The following is a 5,092-nucleotide window of genomic DNA, read 5'->3' on the forward strand; positions in this document are numbered from 1 at the left end:
GGCCCGTGTCGCCTCCCGCCCCGCCGGCGAGGCGCCCCGCCGACGCGCACGCGTCCAGGGCCACGTGGGCCGTGATGTCGCATGTGCCGTCCGGGAGCGGGGGTGTCTCGCGGCCCTCGCGGAAGCCGGTGAGGGTGCCGTAGGGCGGGCGGGTCACCCGGGTGTGGGCGTAGTCCGCGGCCACGGCCAGGCCCCGGTCCAGGGTGGCGACGGCGGACGCCCATGCCGTGTCCCGGGGGAGTCCGATCTCGGCCCGCAGCCCCACCTCGCCCGGCAGCGGCCACCAGCGGGCCAGCCACTCCGCGTCCGCCCCGCCCACCGGCTCCCCGAGCCGCTCCGTCCCGTCGCCCCGCACGAGCACCCGCCGTGCCACGCCTTCGGCGTCCACCTCGGCCACGTCCACCGGGACGTTGTCCAGCCACTCGTTGGCGAACAGCAGCCCCGTCACCCCGCGCGGCGGCTCGGCCAGCCACTCGATCCGGGGGTCGAGTCCGCCGGGGCGGCCGGCGACCTCGACGGCGTACACGCGCGTGCGGGCGGCCACGTCCGCCGGCAGCGCGGCCAGCACGCCCGTGACCAGCTCGCCCCGCCCCGCGGCCATGTCCACGAAGGCGAGCGACGCCGGCCGGCCCAGCGCCTCGTCGACCCGGCACAGCAGCCGCGCCACGGCGCCCGCGAACAGCGGCGACGCGTGCACGGAGGTGCGGAAGTGCCCGGCGGGACCCTCGGGCCCGCGGTAGAACCCCGCCGGTCCGTACAGGGCGTCCGCCGTGGCCTCCCGCCAGCCACGCCAGTCCTCGTCCGCCCCGTGGGCCTCTGCCGCCCCTGCTGTCCTCGCCGTCACGGGCCCAGGCTAGGCGTACAGGCGAACGGAGCCTCCACCTTGCGGAGTATGCGCACCAGGCCCGGATCGGCCCTCCGGTTGACCCCTGCACCTATCCGGCTTCCCTACGCTGGGTTACGTGCAGCGCCTCTACGATTTCCTCCGCAGACACCCGACCGGGGTCGACTGTTTCTGGGCCCTTGTCCTGCTCGGGATCTCCGTGATGTCCATGGCCCCGCGGGGGGATGCCCGGGGGACGGACGTCACCGCGCTGATCGTCCCGTTCGCGGTGCTGCTGTGCCTGGTGATCGCGCTGCGCCGGCGCATGCCGGAGAAGATGCTGCTGCTGGCCGCCGCGCTGGGGGTGGGCCAGCTCGCGCTGGACGTCTCCACGATGCCCGCCGACTTCGCCCTGCTGGTGATCGCCTACACGGTCGCCGCGACCGGCGCCCGCTGGGCGTCCCGGGCCGCACTCACCATGGGCCTGTGCGCCGCGCCCCTCGCACAGCTGCGCTGGCCCACCGAGAACACCGGCATAGCGGGCAACATCGCCATAACGGTCTTCCAGGCGGTGCCGTTCGCCCTCGCCTGGGTGCTCGGCGACTCCATCCGCACCCGCCGCGCCTACTTCGCACAGCTGGAGGAGCGCAACGCCCGGCTGGAGAAGGAGCGCGAGGCACAGGCCAAGGTCGCGGTCGCCGCCGAGCGCGCCCGGATCGCCCGGGAGCTGCACGACGTCGTCGCGCACAACGTCTCGGTGATGGTCGTGCAGGCCGACGGCGCCGCCTACGTCCTGGACGCGGCCCCCGACCAGGCGAAGAAGGCCCTGGAGACCATCTCCTCCACCGGCCGGCAGGCCCTCGCCGAGATGCGCCGCCTGCTCGGCGTGCTGCGCACCGGCGAGCACCAGGAGGCCGGTGAGTACGTCCCGCAGCCCGACGTCCAGCAGATCGAGGACCTGGTCGAGCAGTGCCGCACCTCCGGGCTGCCCGTCGACTTCAAGGTGGAGGGCACCCCGCGCCAACTGCCCAGCGGCGTCGAGCTGACCGCGTACCGGATCGTGCAGGAGGCGCTCACCAACACCCGCAAGCACGGCGGGCCCAACGCGGGCGCGAGCGTGCGCCTCGTCTACTTCGACGACGGGCTCGGCCTGCTCATCGAGGACGACGGCAAGGGCGCCCCCCACGAGCTGTACGAGGAGGGCGGCTTCGACGGCCAGGGCCACGGACTGATCGGCATGCGGGAACGCATCGGCATGGTCGGTGGCACCCTGGACGCGGGGCCGCGGCCCGGCGGCGGCTTCCGCATCAGTGCGCTGCTGCCGCTGAAGCCCGCACACTGATGTCCGCGCCCTTACGCACGTCCGCCGTTGACACCTGTCACGGCCCCCGCGTCCCCGGCCGGATCCACCGGCCATGTCCCCCGGCAGAAGAGCCGTGTCCCCCAGCAGAAGAACGGAAGAGGCCCCGATGACGATCCGCGTGATGCTCGTCGACGACCAGGTGCTGCTGCGCACCGGGTTCGGGATGGTGCTCGCGGCCCAGCCGGACATGGAGGTCGTCGCGGAGGCGGGCGACGGCGTCGAGGCCCTTCAGGTGCTGCGCTCGACGGCCGTGGACGTCGTCCTGATGGACGTCCGCATGCCCAAGCTCGACGGGGTGGAGACCACCAGCCGGATCTGCGTGGACCCGGACGCGCCGAAGGTGCTGATCCTGACCACCTTCGACCTGGACGAGTACGCCTTCTCGGCGCTGAAGGCGGGCGCCTCCGGCTTCATGCTGAAGGACGTGCCGCCCGGTGAGCTGCTCGCGGCGATCCGTTCCGTGCACAGCGGTGACGCGGTGGTGGCGCCGTCGACCACGCGCCGGCTCCTCGACCGGTTCGCGCCGATGCTGCCGGCCACCGGCCAGGAGCCCCGGCACGCGGAGCTCCAGCGGCTCACCGAGCGCGAGCGCGAGGTCATGGTGCTGGTGGCGCAGGGCCTGTCCAACGGGGAGATCGCGGCCCGGCTCGTGCTGTCCGAGGCGACCGTGAAGACGCACGTCGGCCGCATCCTGACCAAGCTCGGCCTGCGCGACCGGGTGCAGGTGGTGGTCCTGGCCTATGAGACGGGGCTGGTGCGGGCCGGCGGCGGACACGGCTGAGGGCACCCCGGGGCGGGCGCCGCGTCGGTAGGGTGCCGCGCATGCTCCTGTGGATCAACGGCCCCTTCGGGGGCGGCAAGACACAGACTGCGTACGAGATACGGCGCCGGCTGCCCGGCAGCGTCGTCTGCGACCCTGAGCACGCCGGCTTCGGACTGCGGCGGATGCTGCCGCCCGAACTGCGCGGGGCCGGCGGCCGGAAGCCGCTGATCGAGGACTTCCAGGACCTGGTGTCCTGGCGGCAAGGTGTCGTGGAGGTCCTCGACCTGGCCCTGACCCGGCACGACGGGGTGGTCATCGCGCCCATGACGGTCACCGACCCGGCGTACTTCGCCGAGACCGTCGGCCGGCTGCGCGAACTCGGTCACGACGTCCGCCACTTCACGCTCCTCGCCGAGCGCGAGACCGTGCTGCGACGGCTGCGCGAGCGGGGCCTCGGGCGCCTCCTGGCGTACGCCACCGGGAAGAACCCCGGTCCGCGCCGGGAGAGCTGGGCCGTGGAGCAGCTCGACCACTGCCTGGAGCGGCTGCGTGAACCGGAGTTCGCCGAGCACCTGTGGACGGACCGCACGACCGTCCCGAGGACCGCCGACCGGATCGCCGTACTCGCCGGGCTCACCCTGCGGCCCAACGACGAGGGCGCGCTGCGCACCCGCCTGCGGCAGGCGGGGGTGGGGCTGCGGCACATCCGCCTCGACTGACCGCCGGTCCCTCCCGCGTCGCCGACGTGCGCGGCTACCGGAGGAGGCCCTCCAGGAAGTCGCTGCCCAGCCGGGCCACCACCGTCACGTCCAGCTGGTGCAGCACGTACCGGCCGCGGCGGCGCGTGGTGATCAGGCCCGCCTTCTTCAGCGCCCCGAGGTGCCGGGATATCTCCGGGGCCGTCATGCCGTGCGCCTGCGCCAGCTCGCTCGTGGTGTACGCGCTGCGGGCCAGGTGGCGGCAGATCCGCATCCGCACCGGGTGGGACAGCGCGGACATCCGCAGCGTGAGCTGCTCGACCGACGGCGGGGAGACCGGCTCGGCGCCGCCCACGGGGTAGTGCAGGACGGGCTGCCAGCCGTGCCGGTGCAGGACCGACAGGTGCGGCCAGCCGAAGCTGGTGGGCAGGAGCAGCAGGCCGCCGTCCGCGGTCGCCGTACGGCCGTCGCCCAGCTTGTCGATCACGATCACGCCGGCCGTCTCGTCCACCCTCACCGCCGGGGACACCGCGGTCAGCGCCTCGGCCAGGCCCCGGCGCCGCAGCAGGTCGGTCTTGTGGCGGGCGTCGGCCGCGAGCTGGTGGCGCAGCCGGGACCAGGCGTCCGCGAAGAACGCCTCGTCGCAGTCCTGGAAGAACTGGCGCAGCCAGGACCGGATCAGGGGCGGGTCGGCCATCAGCCGTTCACTGAACCGCAGCTGGCGCGGCCCCCGCGCGGCGGCGAGGTCCAGGGTGCGCCGGCGCACCACGGGGTCCGAGAGCACGGTCGCGCCCTGGACGCCGTAGGGCACGGCGCAGGTGAACTCCAGGGCCGCGTCCACGAACTGCTCGTCCGACAGCTTGTCCAGCAGGTCCAGGTCCTCGGCGAGGGTGGCGCCGGGCAGTGTGCTGCGGCCGGGGATGCCGGCGAACGGCAGGAACAGGTCCGAGAACGTCGTCCGCCACAGGAAGTCGGCCTCGCACATCCGGTCGGCCAGATGCGGGTCGAGCCGGGCGGCGACTCCGGTCACCCAGCCCTGGAGCCCCGGGTGGTGCCCCGGCTCGGACAGCGCGTGCAGCGCCATGCACAGCTCGGCCAGGGGTGAGGGCACGACGGCGACCCTCTCCGGCCGCAGCCCCGTGATGTCGATGCGCACGCTCATGCCCCCATGGTGCACGCCGCCACTGACAACGCCTCCTCGATTGACCGCCGCCGTCAATCGGCACGACACCGGCGGTCCCGCCGGAGCAGCATCGGAGTCCCCTTGCCGAAACGGCGTCAGCCGTCGCTCCCCGAGAGGTGATCCGTCATGAGCATCACGCAGCAGTACCTCCTCGACACCTACCGCGCCCGTCAGCTCGGCGAGCCCGCGCCGCCCGCGCCCGGCACCCACGACCGGCGGGCCGTGCGCGCGTGGCGCGACCGCCGCCGCTTCCACCGGGCCC

Annotated in this window: 5 protein-coding genes; 3 read left to right on the forward strand and 2 right to left on the reverse strand. The window is 74.0% G+C overall.

Translation table 11 applies throughout. The features are described 5' to 3' along the window. Positions 1 to 844, reverse strand: an 844-nt coding sequence (locus tag GTW67_RS25765) for an SAM-dependent methyltransferase (RefSeq protein WP_161167172.1), incomplete at its 3' end; no start/stop codon positions are given. A 118-nt stretch (positions 845 to 962) separates the two neighbouring features. On the opposite strand from GTW67_RS25765, the gene GTW67_RS25770 reads away from it, so the two are divergent. The 3 genes from GTW67_RS25770 (at position 963) to GTW67_RS25780 (ending at position 3,668) form a co-directional block, all read left to right on the forward strand. After that, a complete protein-coding gene (locus GTW67_RS25770; RefSeq protein WP_161167173.1) occupies positions 963 to 2,165 on the forward strand; it encodes a DUF7134 domain-containing protein in 1,203 nt (400 codons plus the stop codon). Positions 2,166 to 2,292: 127 nt separating this feature from the next. Beyond that, positions 2,293 to 2,967, forward strand: coding sequence for a response regulator (locus tag GTW67_RS25775; RefSeq protein ID WP_161167174.1), 675 nt, complete (start codon positions 2,293 to 2,295; stop codon positions 2,965 to 2,967). Positions 2,968 to 3,008: 41 nt separating this feature from the next. Further along, positions 3,009 to 3,668 carry an AAA family ATPase gene (locus tag GTW67_RS25780; protein ID WP_161167175.1) on the forward strand — a complete coding sequence of 220 codons (660 nt, stop codon included), beginning with the start codon at positions 3,009 to 3,011 and terminating at the stop codon, positions 3,666 to 3,668. Positions 3,669 to 3,702: 34 nt separating this feature from the next. On the opposite strand, the gene GTW67_RS25785 is transcribed toward GTW67_RS25780, so the two are convergent. Then, complete coding sequence (locus GTW67_RS25785; RefSeq protein ID WP_161167176.1) at positions 3,703 to 4,809, reverse strand: DUF5937 family protein; 1,107 nt, start codon at positions 4,807 to 4,809, stop codon at positions 3,703 to 3,705. Between the last annotated feature and the right edge of the window lie 283 nt (positions 4,810 to 5,092).

The sequence above is a fragment of the Streptomyces sp. SID5910 genome, from assembly GCF_009862125.1.
Classification (GTDB): Bacteria; Actinomycetota; Actinomycetes; order Streptomycetales; family Streptomycetaceae; genus Streptomyces.